General features: G+C 37.5%; 15 protein-coding genes and 1 pseudogene. 10 read left to right on the forward strand and 6 right to left on the reverse strand.

Going from position 1 to position 15,896, the window contains the following annotated elements; translation table 11 throughout:
- Nucleotides 1-23 precede the first annotated feature (23 nt).
- Nucleotides 24-1,433, forward strand: a complete 1,410-nt coding sequence (locus BUB87_RS10910) for a Gmad2 immunoglobulin-like domain-containing protein (protein ID WP_073345296.1) — start codon at nucleotides 24-26, stop codon at nucleotides 1,431-1,433.
- Between the two features lie 9 nt (nucleotides 1,434-1,442).
- On the opposite strand, the gene BUB87_RS10915 is transcribed toward BUB87_RS10910, so the two are convergent.
- From BUB87_RS10915 to BUB87_RS10935, 5 genes are read right to left on the reverse strand one after another with little or no spacing between them, the layout of a single operon-like run.
- Complete coding sequence (locus tag BUB87_RS10915; RefSeq protein WP_073345299.1) at nucleotides 1,443-2,246, reverse strand: GGDEF domain-containing protein; 804 nt, start codon at nucleotides 2,244-2,246, stop codon at nucleotides 1,443-1,445.
- Nucleotides 2,247-3,230, reverse strand: coding sequence for a PP2C family protein-serine/threonine phosphatase (locus BUB87_RS10920; protein ID WP_073345301.1), 984 nt, complete (start codon nucleotides 3,228-3,230; stop codon nucleotides 2,247-2,249).
- The gene (locus BUB87_RS10925) at nucleotides 3,227-3,655 is read right to left on the reverse strand and encodes an anti-sigma regulatory factor (protein ID WP_073345304.1); all 429 of its coding nucleotides are present in this window, start codon (nucleotides 3,653-3,655) and stop codon (nucleotides 3,227-3,229) included. Before BUB87_RS10925 ends, BUB87_RS10920 begins: the two co-directional genes overlap by 4 nt.
- 18 nt (nucleotides 3,656-3,673) lie before the next feature.
- Nucleotides 3,674-4,036, reverse strand: coding sequence for an STAS domain-containing protein (locus tag BUB87_RS10930; RefSeq protein WP_073345306.1), 363 nt, complete (start codon nucleotides 4,034-4,036; stop codon nucleotides 3,674-3,676).
- Nucleotides 4,026-4,757, reverse strand: a complete 732-nt coding sequence (locus tag BUB87_RS10935) for an STAS domain-containing protein (RefSeq protein WP_073345309.1) — start codon at nucleotides 4,755-4,757, stop codon at nucleotides 4,026-4,028. The genes BUB87_RS10930 and BUB87_RS10935 overlap by 11 nt, the downstream gene beginning before the upstream one ends.
- A gap of 334 nt (nucleotides 4,758-5,091) precedes the next feature.
- Between BUB87_RS10935 and BUB87_RS10940 the strand changes: the two genes are divergently transcribed.
- The 9 genes from BUB87_RS10940 (at nucleotide 5,092) to BUB87_RS10985 (ending at nucleotide 15,635) form a co-directional block, all read left to right on the forward strand.
- The gene (locus BUB87_RS10940; RefSeq protein WP_073345327.1) at nucleotides 5,092-6,480 is read left to right on the forward strand and encodes an NAD(P)/FAD-dependent oxidoreductase; all 1,389 of its coding nucleotides are present in this window, start codon (nucleotides 5,092-5,094) and stop codon (nucleotides 6,478-6,480) included.
- Nucleotides 6,481-6,482: 2 nt separating this feature from the next.
- Complete coding sequence (locus tag BUB87_RS10945) at nucleotides 6,483-7,754, forward strand: adenylosuccinate synthase (RefSeq protein WP_073345311.1); 1,272 nt, start codon at nucleotides 6,483-6,485, stop codon at nucleotides 7,752-7,754.
- A 259-nt stretch (nucleotides 7,755-8,013) separates the two neighbouring features.
- The gene (locus BUB87_RS10950) at nucleotides 8,014-9,966 is read left to right on the forward strand and encodes a trypsin-like peptidase domain-containing protein (RefSeq protein WP_073345314.1); all 1,953 of its coding nucleotides are present in this window, start codon (nucleotides 8,014-8,016) and stop codon (nucleotides 9,964-9,966) included.
- A gap of 19 nt (nucleotides 9,967-9,985) precedes the next feature.
- Nucleotides 9,986-10,183 carry a type II toxin-antitoxin system VapB family antitoxin gene (locus tag BUB87_RS10955; protein WP_073345329.1) on the forward strand — a complete coding sequence of 66 codons (198 nt, stop codon included), beginning with the start codon at nucleotides 9,986-9,988 and terminating at the stop codon, nucleotides 10,181-10,183.
- A 243-nt stretch (nucleotides 10,184-10,426) separates the two neighbouring features.
- Nucleotides 10,427-12,208, forward strand: coding sequence for an MrcB family domain-containing protein (locus tag BUB87_RS10965; protein ID WP_073345316.1), 1,782 nt, complete (start codon nucleotides 10,427-10,429; stop codon nucleotides 12,206-12,208).
- Nucleotides 12,177-14,672 carry a restriction endonuclease-like protein gene (locus BUB87_RS10970; protein ID WP_234946028.1) on the forward strand — a complete coding sequence of 832 codons (2,496 nt, stop codon included), beginning with the start codon at nucleotides 12,177-12,179 and terminating at the stop codon, nucleotides 14,670-14,672. The genes BUB87_RS10965 and BUB87_RS10970 overlap by 32 nt, the downstream gene beginning before the upstream one ends.
- 31 nt (nucleotides 14,673-14,703) lie before the next feature.
- A complete protein-coding gene (locus BUB87_RS10975) occupies nucleotides 14,704-14,907 on the forward strand; it encodes a hypothetical protein (protein ID WP_073345319.1) in 204 nt (67 codons plus the stop codon).
- Nucleotides 14,908-14,964: 57 nt separating this feature from the next.
- On the forward strand, nucleotides 14,965-15,408 hold the full coding sequence (locus tag BUB87_RS10980; protein WP_073345335.1) for a nucleotidyltransferase domain-containing protein: 444 nt from the start codon (nucleotides 14,965-14,967) through the stop codon (nucleotides 15,406-15,408).
- A 14-nt stretch (nucleotides 15,409-15,422) separates the two neighbouring features.
- Nucleotides 15,423-15,635, forward strand: a complete 213-nt coding sequence (locus BUB87_RS10985; protein WP_073345322.1) for a HepT-like ribonuclease domain-containing protein — start codon at nucleotides 15,423-15,425, stop codon at nucleotides 15,633-15,635.
- 105 nt (nucleotides 15,636-15,740) lie between these two features.
- Here BUB87_RS10985 and BUB87_RS14185 read toward each other — a convergent pair.
- Nucleotides 15,741-15,896, reverse strand: a pseudogene (locus tag BUB87_RS14185) (IS110 family transposase); the annotation flags it as partial.

Genomic DNA, 15,896 nt, shown 5'->3' on the forward strand with positions numbered 1-15,896 from the left:
TTAAGTGGATAGGAGGTGTAGCCGTGAAAAAGTTATTGCTGATTCTGTTATCTGCATTGCTATTGCTGTCAGGTTGTACCACGACATTTCAGCGTTCTGCAAATTCCAGTAAAACGGTCAGAATAGATCCTAAACCTGTGGCGGCGAACGATGAGACGAAAGAGATTAAGTTGTATTTTCCATCTACTGCCGGTGGTCTGCTTTTAGAGTTGAGAAATATAACCGAGAAAAGTGATAGCATAAAACAGATACTGGATGAATTTTTAAAGGGTCCTAAAAGTTCTTATGAACTTGCAGGAGTTCCAGCAGGAACACAGCTTATATCTTATGAGTTGAAACAGGATGTTTTATATGTTAATTTTTCATCAGAATATTCCAAAGCTACCAGGGATCAGGTAAGGGCGCTGGTTACGACATTGACTGAATTGCCTAATGTAAATGGAATTCAAATACTGGTGGAAGGGCAAAAGCAAAAAAACCTCGGCATGACTCCGATGAAAAGAGAGGTATTGCTGGGAACTGTAAAATACAGCCCTGATTGGTTGAAAGATATACAGAACCAGGTAGATGAAGGCAAACAGTTATGGAGAACAGATCCTTTATCTGTCATGAGGACAGAAGGTGGCATCGTAGGGTTTGGACCTAATGATGATTTTAATGTAGTAAAAGAGGGAAACGGATTTGCACAGGTGGACGTGAGCTCTCTCGGAAAAGGATATATTATAAGCCTGAGACAACCTGTTAAAAAAGGGAATAGTGGTGTATGGGTTATCGATAGCGTAAGCGCAAAATTTACTAAAATTGCTGATGCAGATCCTTCAAAAGGAGAAACATTTATATATGGCAGACTTTTGAGCATCGATATACAGAACAGGACGATTAAGATCCAGAGAGAGTATCAGGATTCGCCGGATATGAATAATAAGGTAGATTCTGATATACCGGTTTTGAAGGATGCTGTGATACATTTCCAGAAGAAGATTGGTATTAGCGATAATGGCTATAAATATGAAGAACAGGATATGAGATTTGAGGACATGAAAGTGGGCTCTGAACTGGGTATCATCCTGACAAAGGATAAAAAGGCTCGCGCTATTATTGTATCAGACCCGACACAGATTATAAAAGAGCCAAATATAAAAATTGTACAACCTAAAGAAAATCAAGTGGTAGAGAGTCCGTTTAAAGTAGAGGGTACGGCGAGGGTTTTTGAAGGCACTGTCAATATAGAGCTGATTACATCTGATGGAAAATTATTAGATCAGACAACGGCCCAGGCGACGGCTGGAGCCCCATCATGGGGAGAATTTCAGGCCATGGTGTCATATCAACCTCTGGATAAGCCTGTCGATGGATTGCTAAGGGTATACTCTCGAAGTCCTAAAGACGGGTCTCAACAGGACATGGTTATAATCCCCATCCGATTGAAATAGAAATAGTATCTATTGTTTGCGCGTGAGTTCCCTATAGGAGACTATTTGATTTTTCCCTCGCGATTTAGCTTCATATAGCGCAGTATCTGCAAACTTTATAAGCTCTTCATAATTCAGAGGGCGATCTCCAGGAAATGTGGCAAGTCCAATGCTTATGGTTGTTTTGATTTGCTCCGCAGTAAATGTATCGCTCTCTATTTGATTTCTTATTCTTTCAAGGGGTATCAATGCTTTTTCTACACTTGTTTCCGGCAGCAGCACAAGAAATTCTTCGCCGCCATACCTTATGATCTCATCTCCATCTCTCAAACTCCTCTTTATTTTTAGGCATACCTCTGCTAGAAGTTCGTCTCCTACCAGGTGGCCGTAATTGTCATTGATGTGTTTAAAGTTATCAAGATCCAACATAGCTACTGTCAAAGGGGTGTTGTGCGATGCCGCATATGACCACGCTTTAGACAGGATTCTATCAAGGGCCAGTCTGTTGTAAAGACCTGTAAGTGGGTCTTTTTCTATATTTTCCTTTAATGATAACAGCAATGCATCTGTGGCAATAAGTATCTGCGTGAGAAATTCTGTTGCTCTTTCAATGTATATCCACTGTACCATATCGATATCGCTTCTTATGTTCAAAACGTCTTTTAGCACCCGATTATGGATGTCTAATATATTTGCAGCCTGTGCAGATGAATCATCAAGCAAATTAATAAGGGCTTGATAGGCTTCAAAAAGGATTTCATCATCTCCACCTTTTAATACATAATTTGATAGATATTCTTTATACTTTATCTGAAACAATTCTAAGTTAGTCAATTAATATGCACTACCTCCTTTCGCTACCAGCACTGTGGAATCGTCTTCTTTGATGCCAAAGTCATTGATAATCTTGTTTGCGATATTGTGTGGATTAAGATCCCATATCCAATACATCTGTCTGGTTGGGGTAAATTGACGCTTTATACCGTCAGTGCACGCTATGATGCTGAAATAATTAGACGTTATATGTTCTGTATATGTTTTTAATGGGAGCGGAGTTTTGCCGATTATTCCGGGAGTTTCTATAAGTTTGCTGATAGAAGAGGGCGTTATAATCCATATCCTGATATTTCCTATGTTAATGTATTCGATACGGTCATGGGATATATAACCTATAAAACCTGCGAAGCCACGTGAAATACCGGGTAGGGAGATCAATTCTGCAAGTATTTCCTGGATTGCTGCGGTTTCTCTTAATCTTTCTATATGAGCCTTGATATATACAGCAGTCTCATAGGCTCTTTCACCATGTCCTAGTATATCGGCGACAAAGATGAAATATCTGTCGTCTACTTTTTTATAAACGCATATGTCACCACTTTTGGATTCCAGGTAGTGGGGCTTAGAGGCTACACCTATACTCACTGAGAATTTGTTCCGATTGTCTTTGTTTATTAAAAACTTTATTAAAAACGTCGCTTTTACTGTACTGCCTCCCTCGCGCTTTTTTGTAATCTCCAGTTTATCGCAATTGTTTTTGACGACATCCAACCCTATGCCCAGGCCTTTACCAGACAACTCTACATTGTTTTTGCCCATATCGTCTGCTGTTATAACTAATAGTTCACCATCATAGGTTACTTCTATAAAACCTCTGGTACCGTATTTTAAGATATTGGTTGCCAGTTCTCTTGCCACAAGGGATATAGCAGGATTAATTAAATTATTTTTTTCTAAAAATTTATTTAATTTATAGCTCAGTATATATATGTCAGCATCTGTAGATATATTCACCTTGAGCAGGTCTGAGTATTTGTTCATAAATAACGCCTTCTTTTTTCGATAATCACCGTCGTGCCCTTGCCTACTTCTGAGTGTATGTAAAAATCATCCATTAACCTTCTGACGCCGGATAACCCGAGGCCCAAACTTTTTTCGGAAGTGGTAAAGCCCCCGGCAATTGCCTGGTCTACATTCTGAATACCAGGCCCTTCATCTGTTGCCACTATCTTTATACATGGATTATTAGCCTTAGTCTCTTTTTTTATATAAATATATCCTTCTTTTGCATACCTGTATATATTTCTGGCGAGTTCAGATACTGCCGTCGCGATTTTTGTTACATCCACCAATGAAAAATCCAGCTTTTGCGCAAAATTTTTGGCCATCTGCCTTGATATAACTATATCATTTTCATCTTTTATTTTTATTATGAGATCATAATCTAAAGGATTTATCTTTAACATAGTTATTCACTCCATAAGCTACTGTAATTCCCTGAGGGTATCAATGGCATCCTCTAAACTCCTGGTCAATATCACGTTTTTAAGCGTTATGCCCATCTGTGAAAGAGTAAGAGCTACTTGCGGCTGCAAGCCGCAGATTGCAGTATGACATCCCATCAGTCGAGCCATGCTGGCTATCTCTGATAGTGAAAAAGATATGTAGCTATCGATTATGTCTACCATACTTACATCCAGGATTATGGCTGATATGCTATCATCTTCATATATTTCGCTTAATATCTGCGATTGAAGTTTATCCATTGTTGTATCGTCTAGCTCAATTTGAATTGGTACAAACAGATAGTTGCGTATCTTAATCGTAGGCACAATTTTATTTGCCATAATTTTCCCCTACTTTAGCAGAAGCCTTTTTTAACGATTCATCTTTATTAATACCTATAAGATATGAAAGGGCGTATTCTACATTTCGCTTTACTGTTACCATGTTGAAGTCTATATTTAATTTGACAAGGGTCTGAGCCACTTCGGGTTTTATGCCGGTTAAGATGACATCACACCCTAATAACTTTAGAGCATTAAATGTTTCAATTAAGAAACCACCTACAATGGTGTCTATCATTGATACGCCTGTTACATCTATGATCACAGCGGTTGCACCTATGTTGGAAGTGCTATTTAAAATCTTTTCAGCCATGTTTTGAGCTCTATTGCTATCCAGTGTACCTATGATAGGGACTAAAAGTACTTTCTTCCATAACCTTATAACAGGAGTTTCCAGTTCTGAAAGGATATTTTTTAGTTCGACAATGGTATCATTTTTTTGCGCAATTGTGTCTGCCATCACTTCTATTGTTATTTGTAGCATTTCTGATAATGGAAAATTGTCGATATTTTCACTGATTCTTTTTAAACCGTCGATGAATCTTTTTTCGTCAATAAATTGTAAGATGTTTGAAAATGATTGTTTGAGCGCTGATTTGTCGCTGCTGTCTATATGTTCTGCCATATCAACTAAAAAATCTTCCCACGCACTCTTTTCATCTGTATTATCGGAGATATCCTCGGTTAACTCTTTAATCTTGGATATGATAGCTTCTTTCATACACATCTCCTCTCTGGGGTTTGCACATGTTACATTCTGTAACGTGTATCATTATACAACCAATCTACTACACCACTCTATATTATACCACAAATAATTTTGCAAACCAGTATATTTAAAAACACATCAACAAAATTTATTTTTTTAACGCGCTAAAGTTCGCGATATGTTGTAGGTTTTAAGAAAAATTATGCATAATATACCTGGAAATACGAACAATTTTCACTTGAAATCCTTGTAGACTTCTGCTATCATATACAAGGGATTTTGACTCCCCCACGCAGAATAACTGAACTGATGTGCCCCATTGCAGGTTCAGTAAAAGGGAGTGATTATTTTGAAATACGATGTAATCATAGTGGGGGCTGGTCCAGCGGGTATTTTTACAGCATTAGAGCTCACGAAAAACAGGGACCTCAACATTTTAATGCTGGAAAAGGGCAGGGCTATTGAAAAACGAAGCTGCCCTGTAAATAATAAAGGGATCAAATGCATTGACTGTAAGCCTTGTTCCATAACATGCGGATGGGGTGGAGCAGGGGCTTTCAGCGACGGTAAACTTACTCTTACGTCAGCTTTTGGAGGTATACTTGACGAATATATCTCGAAGCAAAAGCTGGATGAACTTATAAGTTATGTAGATAAAATTTATGTGGATTTTGGAGCTACGACAGAAGTACACGGAACAGATGAAGAAAAGGTAAGGGAGATAGAGAGAAAAGCGGCTGCTGCTGATCTGAAATTGATTCCGGCGAGGGTAAAGCATCTGGGTACGGATAAATGTTATGATATACTCAAAAAAATGCAATATCATTTGAGCGAGAAGGTTACTATAAAGACAGAAACGCCTGTTAAAGATATACTGGTAAATGGAGATACGGTATATGGTGTCAGAACAGAGAGCGGAGAAGAATATTATGCCGATTATGTGGTGGTAGTGCCTGGCCGTGAAGGCGCTGAGTGGTTTAACGAGCAGACAGCAAAGTTAAAGCTCAAGACAAAAAATAACGCTGTAGACATTGGGGTAAGGGTTGAAGTGCCTGCTGTGGTTATGGAGGATATAACCGATGTGGTTTATGAATCCAAGCTGATATACTTTTCCAAGTCTTTTGATGATAGGGTCAGAACATTTTGTATGAATCCCTATGGACAGGTGGTAGAGGAAAACAATAACGGTATAAAGACCGTGAATGGCCACAGTTATAAGGACATTAAGACACAGAATACCAACTTTGCCCTTCTGGTTAGCAAAGAGTTTACAGAGCCTTTTAAAGAGCCGATAGCTTACGGCAAATATATAGCTACACTGGCGAATATGCTTGGAGAAGGGGTTATAGTGCAGAGGCTGGGGGACTTATTGGATGGGCGAAGGTCTACCTACGAGAGGATAAAGCGGGGACTGGTTGAGCCCACTTTGGCTGATGCTACTCCGGGAGATTTGAGCCTGGTGTTGCCTTACAGGCATCTGACCTCCATCATAGAGATGCTTCAGGCGATGGATAAGATTGCTCCGGGTGTATATTCAAAGCATACCCTGCTGTATGGAGTGGAGGTAAAATTTTATTCATCGAGGGTAGAGCTTACTGATAAATTCGAGACCAAGATAAAGAATCTCTTTGCTGCAGGAGATGGAGCCGGTATAACAAGAGGATTAGCTCAGGCATCTGTCTCAGGTGTGGTGGTGGCAAGAGAGATATTAAATAGATTGATGAGGAGAGATTAAAGATGTCGTCAGTAGTAATAGTAGGTACCCAGTGGGGAGATGAAGGTAAGGGCAAGATAACCGATTATCTGGCAGAGCAGGCGGATATCGTCATGAGATATCAAGGGGGATCCAATGCAGGGCATACCGTGGAGGCTAAAGGTAAGCAGTATAAGCTTCACCTGGTGCCTTCGGGCATATTGTATCCTGATAAGCAGTGCCTCATAGGCCATGGGGTGGTGCTGGATCCTGAGGAACTTTTGCAAGAGATAGATATGCTCATTTCTCAAGGCATTGATGTAAGTAACCTGAGAATAAGCGACAGGGCACACCTGGTTTTCCCTTATCACAAGCTCTTTGACGGACTGGAAGAGGACAAAAAGGGAGACAATGATATAGGTACTACCAGGAAGGGCATTGGCCCCGCTTATATGGATAAATCCGAGAGGATAGGCATAAGAGTATGCGATCTCATGAATGAGGATGTATTCAGGAATAAACTTAAAGCCAATTTGCAGAAAAAAAACGAGATTTTAACCAAGATATATGAAAGAGAACCTTTTGACGTGGAAGAGATGACAGAGAGATATTTAGAATATGGAAAAAAGCTTTCTCGATATGTAGCAGATACCACTGTTATTGTTTATGAGGCATTAAAAGCCGGCAAAAAAGTGTTATTTGAGGGAGCTCAGGGGACATTGCTGGATCTGGACCTGGGGACATATCCGTATGTGACATCATCACACCCCATTGCAGGTGGTGTGTGCGTTGGTGCAGGCATAGGTCCTACCATGATCGATAAGGTAGTAGGTGTAGCCAAAGCTTATACTACAAGGGTGGGCAAAGGGCCATTTCCCACGGAACTTTTTGATGAGATAGGCAATAGCATAAGGGAGAAAGGCCATGAGTATGGTACGACTACAGGCAGACCCAGAAGATGCGGTTGGTTTGATGCCGTTATAGTGAGTTTTTCTGTTAGAGTGAGTGGGATAACGGATTTGGCCATCACCAAGCTGGATACGCTGGCGGGCCTTGATACGGTTAAAATCTGCACGGCATACCGAAAAGGCGATGAAATTGTAAAGAATTTCCCTGCCAGTTTAGAATATCTGGCTGAGTGTGAGCCTGTCTATGAAGAGCTTCCGGGATGGGATGATAGGATAACACAGGCCAGGACATATGATGAGTTGCCGGAGAATGCAAAAAGGTATGTGGAGAGAATAGAAGAGCTCTGTGGTGCTAGAGCGAGCATATTGTCAGTGGGACCTGGGAGAGAGCAGACAATTATAAGGTAGGTAAAAGTAAACGAAAAAGCCGTCGATTGACGGCTTTAATTTTTAAGTAATTTGTTTTATATCTCCACAATACATCCTCGCTTATAGTGTTGGTGTCTAGTATTTCACGGAAATTAGTATCTGCGTTTACAGTGATGTCTTTAAGTGCTTTGCCTTCCATCAAAACCTGCAATTTTTCCTTTACATTACTGCTGATTTTAGTATAATGACATATTATGGCTACCTCCTATGTTATTATTGTATATGGGGGTGTGTTATTATGGGTAGATATTGCAAAATAATATCAATGTTTTTAATTATTACTTTATCTGTGACGATGTTTCCGCTACGTTCTTTTGCCGGAAGTAACCCAAATGACTGGGCCGTCGAAGCTGTGGATGCTTTTCAAAAAAATAATCTGGCAGAGCCAGCATTTTTAAGTGACTATCAGAGAAATGTGACCAGACAGGAATTTGCTATGCTTCTGGTAAAAGCCTATGAGAGGATGGAAGGACCGATACAGTTACCGGTAAATTATACTTATAAGTTTAAAGATGGATGCGATGCATTATATAGAGATTACATTCAAAAGGCTTATCAAATAGGCGTTATCAAGGGTTATAAAGAGGATGTATTTGGCTCTTATGATCCAATTACAAGAGAGCAGATGGCTGTAATGCTGGTCAGGTTTTTAAAGCTGGTTTACCCTCAGGACGATTACAGCGCGTCGGAAAGCTTGAATTTTTCCGATAAAAATGAGATATCTGATTGGGCCAGGGCAGCCGTTGCGTATGTTTACAAAGAAGGAATAATGAAAGGCACGTCTTATGATAAAATAAGCCCAAAAGCTTATACCACAAGGGAGCAGGCTATTGTTTTGATGTATAGACTGTTAATTAAAAAGGGCATTTTAAAAGCTGCTTATAATGTCCAGAAGACAATTAAGTATATTCCGGATATAAATATAACGGTAAACCAGGGGGAAAGTTATAGTTTACCGTTAACACTGGAAGCTACTATGAGCGATGGTACTGTACAATCGGTGAGTGTGTCCTGGAATCCCTCTAAAGTTGATACAAGTAAACCTGGTAGCAGTTTGTATTATGGTGATGTTGCAGGCTATGACAGGAAGGTCATTTTGACATTGACGGTAAAAGCTAGCATTAGTCAATTAAGTGTTAAGGATATTGCCAAAAAGAGTAATGGAGGAGTTGTAACAATAATGACATTTAGTGTCGATGAAAAACCGCTAGCACAGGGCAGTGGGTTTATTGTGTCTCAGGACGGAAAAATAGTGACTAATTACCACGTTATTAAAGATGCTTACTCTGCAAAGGCAGTATTAGGTGATGGGAGGCAATATGAAGTAGAAGGTATAATCAGTTATGGTGAAACTCAGGATATAGCGGTGTTAAAGCTGAAAAATGCCAGGGATTTACCGGCACTTGCACTGGGCGATTCGGATAAGGTGGAAGTGGGCGATGACGTTGTGGTCATTGGAAGTCCGGAAGGTCTGGATAATACTGTATCAAAGGGAAATATAAGCGCCATAAGAGAGACGACGAGGAAGGGTTTCAAAGATTTTCAGACTACCGCACCTGTGGCTCATGGGAGCTCAGGCAGCCCTCTGTTTGACATGCAGGGATTGGTAATCGGCGTTATATACAGTGGTTATGATACAGGAAACCTAGCTTTTGCTATCCCTATTAATGAGATAAAGCCTATGCTTGGTGGCACCTCAATTAAAACACTGGCAGAAGTAAACAATTTGACGCAGATGACGTATGAGGAGTACGCAGCATATCTGGAGAAAAACTATCCAGGATACAGCCTAAATGGCCAATTTGTGCCTTTTAATGACTATTATGTGACTGAAGACAATGGGACGGTTTATATTTTGATTTCTATAATAGGCGATGATAATTACCTCAAATATCTGGAGAGTTTATTATCTAAGCCGAATGTAAGTTTAGAGGAATATAGGGCCAATGAAAAGTATGTTGAAAATTATATCCAGAAGATATACAATGACGCTCAAAAAAGGTATCCGGGGAAAGAAATAGTAGGAGGGTTGTATGCTTATTTCAGCTATAGTTTTTATCCTTCTAATCCTGAGAGTTACTATAAGATTAAATATAATCCAGATACAAATATGTGGGATATAGAAGAATGGATACTGATGTTTGGCAATATTAATGGTTTTTATGTTAAATGGAGACCTTATGCGAATTAAAGAAGCGGAGGTGCACCCTGTGAGGACAAACATTTTTATAGATGATCAACTTATGGCAGAAGCTTTAAAACTTACAGGTCTTAAGACTAAAAAAGAGATAGTCAACTTGGCTTTAAAAGAATTTGTAGAAAACCATAAAAGAAAAAATCTACTGGATTTAAATGGTAAGATCAAGTTTGCTGATGATTATGATTATAAAAAGATGAGGGAAAACTAACTCAAACTGCAATAGAAAATGACCTATACCTTTTGTACGACGATAACGACTTTACATTAATCGCTAAAGTTGATGAGAGACTGAAGGAATATTAATAAGCCGTCAATAGACGGCTTTAATTTTTTATAGAGCCATTACATTGCTGTGGTAGATGTTATAATGTATATTAATGGAGGATTTTTGCAGGTTTATGTAGAATTATATAATGTCACATGATGCGAGAAATGGTAGGAGAGATAGGAGATGTCATTAAAGGAACTCTTTGAAATTGTTATGCGAAATTATGTAAAAGCTAGGACATCTGAGCCTTTTAAAGGGAATAGAATGGGAGATGTTTTTAGGAGAGAGATTCCCCAGGAGATTAAAAATTACGATTTTATAGATACTGATAAATATATTGTTAGTGGATCGTGTGGCAAAGGTAATTGGGCAGAGGTTCCTTGGATAGCAATTATGAAGAAGGACGTTACTACTACCACGATGCAGGGTATATATATTGTTTATTTGTTTTCTAATACCATGGATAGGCTTTATCTTACATTAAATCAAGGTTGCACTAGACTTATAAATGAGCGTGGTAGAAAAGGAGCAATTGAATACATGCAAAATCTAGCCATTAAACTGAGGGCTGAAGTAAATGTTTCAGGATGGAACAAAGATGATAACTTGGTAATAGGTAATGAGTTTTATGAAAAAGGCACAATATTTTATAGATTATACGAAAGAGGAAAATTGCCTGATGATGAAGTCCTCAAAGCAGATCTGAAAGATTTAATACAGATATATGAAGCGTGTATTCAGAAATTAAATGAGCAACCCCAACAAAAACAGATAGGGGATAGTACATATATGGAGAATCGGACATCCATCGATCTACCATACTATAACGTATCTGGCGAATTGCAGAGGATTAAAGATTATATTAAAAGCCGAGGATTTCAATATGAAGATAGGGTTGTTGAGGATTTTTACCTATCGCTTAAATCGAAACCCTTTGTAATACTGGCAGGCATATCGGGAACAGGAAAGAGCCGATTTGCCCGGCTTTTTGCTGAATCTATAGGCTGTACTTCCTATAACGGTAGATTTAAGCTAGTACCGGTAAAACCTGATTGGTCTGATTCGACAGATCTTTTAGGTTATAAGGATTTGAACAATAAGTTCCATCCTGGAATCCTCACCACGTTTATAAAAAAGGCTATAAGCGATCCAGTACATCCTTATTTTTTTGTACTGGACGAGATGAATCTTGCAAGAGTGGAATATTATTTCAGCGACGTGTTGTCTATCATTGAATCAAGAGTATTCAAAGGTGATAGAATCATTACTGATCCATTGTTAAATGATGAATTATTATCATCAGGAGATCAAGAGTTGTATCAAGAGTATAAAGGATTGTATATACCGGATAATGTGTATTTTATAGGTACCGTCAACATGGATGAAACTACTTTTCCATTCAGTAAAAAAGTATTGGATAGAGCTAATGTTATAGAATTTTCTGATGTGATTCTGAATTATGATTTTGATCAACCGGATGATACAGAGGTAAGAGAGCTTAACAATAAGTTCTTAAAAAGCGAATTCTTACAGTTAAATGATTGTGCCGATTATGCCGAATATGTCGAAGGTGTCATAGATCTACTTTCAGATATAAACCAGGTGCTTAAATATGGTAATTTGCATTTTGGCTATAGGGTAAGAGATGAAATATGTTTTTATATCATATACAACAAGATTTATGGGATAATGAGCTTTGAGGAAGCCATGGATTTTATGATATTGCAAAAAGTATTACCGCGCATACAGGGCAGCAGTATGACCTTAAAAAAGATCCTTATTGAGCTATTTAAAATATGTAGTGGCAATATGGAAGAGAGGTTTAATTACGAAGATATAGATATAAGTAAGACTATGATAGATGAGATAGAAAACGCTGATATAAGATTTAGAAAATCGGCGGGGAAAATAGCATATATGACAAGGAGATATGATGAAGATGGCTTTACTTCCTACTGGATTTGATGTAGATTTACTATATATATCGACGCCGGAACTGGATTTTTCTATAAAAGGTAAACCTTATCATCCTAATGTAAAAGCGCTTAATATAAACACAGGTGTTACAGCTAATATATTAATCCGTTGTAAGGAGTACATTGCTGAGATATATTCGCCTGTGGAGCAAAAATTGGTTCCCTATACTGGACTGTGCAAATGGTATCCTCTATTTTTTGAGCAGCAAAACTATGAGGTTGTTATAGAGAAAAAAGGCGAAAGTGATATATTATTCTGGCATGAGAATGTGAATATCAGAAATAAGGTGAAATACGTTGGACATTCGAAAAGAGTTTTATCTGGTGTTATTAATTTTGGTAATGATATAGGATTTACACAAATAGTTGTAAAAGTTAATGGTCGTGATTATATTACGGTTACTCTGGAAGTGTTTCCGTCTAAGATCGATTACCAAAAGGACTATTATGCGCTTTTGAAGGATATAAATGATGAGCTTTATAATCTCGTTTTTGATTTTTATAAAAAGACATATTCTCATGCTGGTTTAAAGGAAACAAAAGGCAACAGCATGACAGAGTTCTTTGCCATAATAAATCAAGTATTTAATAAGTTGGATAGTGCTATAGGTATGGTATTAAGAATACCTCATCACGCCTTAGTAAAAGAGAAAAATATCATGCCACAACAAAAGATAAGATGTATTAATGGAGATACAATCAAATGGCTTAATAAACATGCGCATTATGCGAACAAAGTGAACGGTCTATATATTCCTAAAAAGGCGTTAGCAATAAAAAGTGTGGTAACGTATGATACTTTTGAAAATCGGTTTATAAAATACATAATATGTACTGTTATAAATAAATTAAATGAAATAAAAAAAGTATATTTGACAGGAACAATGATGGATGAAGAGCAAGGTAAAGATATAGCCGTAATATTAAGGATTGATGAAATGATAAATAAGTTAAAAAAGCGAATTGAATCAAGTTTTTTAAAAGATGTGGGTGATATACATACTATTAATTCGCTGTCATTGGTTTTTCAAATGGCTATAGGTTATAAAGACGTTTATAAGTACTATATCATGCTTTTGAAAGGTCTTATGATGAAAGAAGATATCTTCAAGATTTCCATTAAGGACTTGGCTGTCCTCTATGAAAATTGGTGTTTTATAAAGTTGAATTCTCTTTTAAGAAAAAGGTACAATCTGGTAAGACAAGATGTAATAAAGTTTGCCAACAACGGCCTGGTAATCTCATTGAAAAAAGGAGTTAGGTCTACGGTAGAATACCAGAACCCACGAAATGGCGAAAAATATGCTCTTGTTTACAATAAATTTTATAAAAGTGGTGATACTCCTACAGTTTCTCAAAGGCCTGATAATGTGTTATCGTTAGAGAAAAAGGGATCCAATATTATATACCATTATATTTTTGATGCTAAATATAGAATAAATCCGGCGTTAGAGGGTAGTGATTATCATAAAAAATACCTTATACCGGGGCCTGAGGAAGAGGATATAAATGTTATGCATAGATATAGAGATGCTATAGTTTATGAGAACAAAAACAACAGACATTTTGAGAGGATGGTTTTTGGAGCTTTTGTGTTGTTTCCATACAATGATGAAAAGAGGTATATAAACCATCACTTTTATAAAAGTATTGATAAAGTAAATGTGGGAGGCCTTCCATTTTTACCCGGGTCGACCCGGCTTGTAGAACAGTTATTACAGGATATAATAGAAGGTACACCTCAATCGGCCTTTGAGGGGACGGTGATACAGAGTGGAATTTATGAGTACCTGGATTATGTGAATTTTGACAGTCGCGAAGTTTTGATAGGTGGATTAAGCTCCGTTGAACAACTGGAAGTTAACCTTAAGCACAAGTTTTATCATATACCTTATGAAAACATAAAAGCCAGCGGAATACAGTTTAAATATGTGGCAATATTTCAATCAAAGAAGAAATTTAAAGAAGAAGCAGGTATACGCTATTATGGTAAAGTGAAGAATTGGAAAATTGTTAAGCGAAAGGAAATAAAAGAAATTCCTAAAAATTCTGAGGAATTGTATGTAAGATTCGAGATTGAAGAATGGCAAGAGTTAAAGAACAAGATATCTTGCAAGGAGTTTGGAGTAACAAAATGTATGTATACAAATATGTTTTTACTTGAAAATGCAACATATTTACCCGAACTTTGTATTAAATCCAAAGACGAGTATAGGTTATATTTGGAACTTAAAAGGATATGCTCTACGAATGCGGAATTTCATGTTGATGTGCCAGATAAAAATATAAAAGACAGTACTTCTATAAGGGGTTTCGAAATCGATGGGCTGCGCATTTTCATTGATAATGGAAGAATAACTGTCTATAAGGGTGATAAATTAGTTGATGTAATTTCTTCTGAAGAATTTGAGAAAAAACCATTGACTATTATAAGGAGAATAAGAAGTTATTAATCAATCAGATCGAGATGAGGGGGTGGTATTGATGAAATTCGGCATGAGAAGGCCAAGCCTGAAAAAGAGGATATCGGCCAGGACAAGTTTAAAGAGGCAGATAGTGCATAGAGCCGGCCTTAAGATGCCCAGAGGGTATGGATGGCTGAGGAATCCGAAAAAGTATGTTTACAATAAGGTTTATAACAGAACCACATTTGATATTTTTAAATTAATTAAAAAGCTTTTCAAATAGAGGTAATTGTGGTATGCGATAAAAAACGGATTTTATGTTATAATAGTGGTGAGTGATATGGATAGAAAAAAAACGAAAGCGCAGGATGAGTTTATAAAGATATGCAAAGAAAATGATATAGCATTGGCTTACCTGTTTGGGTCTCAAAAGGAAAATGCTTTGAGAATTTTAAAAGGTCATGTGGTGACCATTGACGATCCTTTAGCGGATATAGATGTGGGCGTGGTTTTTTTAAAAAATATAGATGAAATTAAAAACAGGTATAAATTGTATGCGAAAATATACAACGAAATGGAGGATATCTTTAAGCCGTATCCACTAGATCTGATCTTTTTGCAGGAGAATAATTCGATATTTCAATGGGAGGCATTAAAGGGTATCTGTGTATACAGCATATCAGAAGAGTTTAAAGATGAATATGAGATGATGATATTGCGCAGAGCCGCAGATTTTGAATATGTCCTGAATAAATATACCAAGGAAGTTTTGGAAAAATACTAAAAGTTAAAGATGATTTGCGCGATGAGCTTATACAAATGGCAGGGTATAGAAACAGGATGGTACATATGTACCATATGATAAGTGAGGAGGAGCTGTACGATATAATAACCACAGAATTAGGTGATATAAAAGAATTTGTATCTGAGATTAAAAATACATTGGAAGTGTGCATGATTAAGACAAGCGGTGTAATGTCAAGTAGTATTTTTTGGAACCTTGAAAAATAAAGGCCTCAAAAACTCTAAAAAAGGCAACACTTAATAAACCCACCATATATTGGATAATAATGGAAGGAAACTTAGCTGATATTCAGTTAAATGTATTTACTAAATCTATCCATTACCTCCCGGTTGGTAGATTTGGCCTTTGCTCAGCAAGGCAAAGACCAGTCTTACAAGCTTACGTGCCGTTAAGACGAGGGCTCTCTTATGCTGGTGTTTGGTAACCTCATTGTACTTCTTGCAGTAAAAATCAGCATACTCTTTTGC

The sequence above is a fragment of the Caldanaerobius fijiensis DSM 17918 genome, from assembly GCF_900129075.1.
GTDB classification, from domain to species: Bacteria; Bacillota; Thermoanaerobacteria; order Thermoanaerobacterales; family Caldanaerobiaceae; genus Caldanaerobius; species Caldanaerobius fijiensis.

Excerpts from the sequence above, each read along its gene's own strand:
- BUB87_RS10920 (WP_073345301.1), bottom strand. The coding sequence starts at position 3,230 with ATGAACAAATACTCAGACCTGCTCAAGGTGAATATATCTACAGATGCT.
- BUB87_RS10925 (WP_073345304.1), bottom strand. The coding sequence starts at position 3,655 with ATGTTAAAGATAAATCCTTTAGATTATGATCTCATAATAAAAATAAAA.
- BUB87_RS10930 (WP_073345306.1), bottom strand. The coding sequence starts at position 4,036 with ATGGCAAATAAAATTGTGCCTACGATTAAGATACGCAACTATCTGTTT.
- BUB87_RS10935 (WP_073345309.1), bottom strand. The coding sequence starts at position 4,757 with ATGAAAGAAGCTATCATATCCAAGATTAAAGAGTTAACCGAGGATATC.
- BUB87_RS10945 (WP_073345311.1), top strand. The coding sequence starts at position 6,483 with ATGTCGTCAGTAGTAATAGTAGGTACCCAGTGGGGAGATGAAGGTAAG.
- BUB87_RS10950 (WP_073345314.1), top strand. The coding sequence starts at position 8,014 with ATGGGTAGATATTGCAAAATAATATCAATGTTTTTAATTATTACTTTA.
- BUB87_RS10965 (WP_073345316.1), top strand. The coding sequence starts at position 10,427 with ATGTCATTAAAGGAACTCTTTGAAATTGTTATGCGAAATTATGTAAAA.
- BUB87_RS10970 (WP_234946028.1), top strand. The coding sequence starts at position 12,177 with ATGAAGATGGCTTTACTTCCTACTGGATTTGATGTAGATTTACTATAT.
- BUB87_RS10975 (WP_073345319.1), top strand. The coding sequence starts at position 14,704 with ATGAAATTCGGCATGAGAAGGCCAAGCCTGAAAAAGAGGATATCGGCC.
- BUB87_RS10980 (WP_073345335.1), top strand. The coding sequence starts at position 14,965 with ATGGATAGAAAAAAAACGAAAGCGCAGGATGAGTTTATAAAGATATGC.